Origin of the sequence: Paraburkholderia sp. SIMBA_030 (assembly GCF_046535245.1) — a bacterium.
Classification (GTDB): Bacteria; Pseudomonadota; Gammaproteobacteria; order Burkholderiales; family Burkholderiaceae; genus Paraburkholderia.
In genome coordinates, this window is record NZ_JAWRXB010001829.1 from 1 (window position 1) to 229 (window position 229).

At 65.9% G+C, this 229-nt stretch carries 1 pseudogene; it reads right to left on the reverse strand.

Annotation, left to right across the window (positions count from 1 at the left end):
* Nucleotides 1-229 (reverse strand): annotated as a pseudogene (locus SB772_RS46300) (allophanate hydrolase); the annotation flags it as partial.

Consider the following 229-nt stretch of genomic DNA (forward strand, 5'->3'; position numbering starts at 1 on the left):
GGGAACAACGCGAATCGATACGACGCCGGAGACAAGCTCGTCCCAGAACGACGCCAAACCCTGAGGAACCGCGCCCAGCCCCGACTCCCGCACTCCACGCGAGACATTCCCCCTTACTTTGAGCGCATCGCCGCGTTTGAGGCCTCGGCCTTCGAACCCACCGAACGCACCTTTGAGGTCGGTCGAGCGCGAGCCCATCACCGGCTCGACGTCGACACCGCCCGCCAGG